We start from the raw sequence: 296 nt of genomic DNA, 5'->3' as shown, positions 1-296 counted from the left end.
TTGCTCTTTATAAAGCTGGTCTACCGTAATGCCATTGATGATGGCTTCAGCTCCCAGTGAAGCAGGACTCATTGTTTTGTAAGCGCGAACACGGTCCGCGTCCAAGTATCTGAACAATCGCCAAGCGTCAGGTTTAAGCACCCAGCTCGCGTACCACTTTAAATGGCGAACAGCCATACCCTTGGGACCGGCTTCAGCCCCAGGATGTGATGAGCCGACATCGAGGTGCCAAACACCGCCGTCGATATGAACTCTTGGGCGGTATCAGCCTGTTATCCCCGGAGTACCTTTTATCC

At 52.4% G+C, this 296-nt stretch carries 1 rRNA gene; it reads right to left on the bottom strand.

What is annotated here, in order from left to right:
• Nucleotides 1–120 precede the first annotated feature (120 nt).
• Nucleotides 121–296 (bottom strand): 23S ribosomal RNA (locus AC0L3U_RS39100); the annotation flags it as partial.

This window comes from Bradyrhizobium sp. Kon69, from assembly GCF_055807515.1.
The sequence above is the reverse complement of the archived record's forward strand: the minus strand, read 5'-3'. Positions and strand labels throughout refer to the sequence as shown.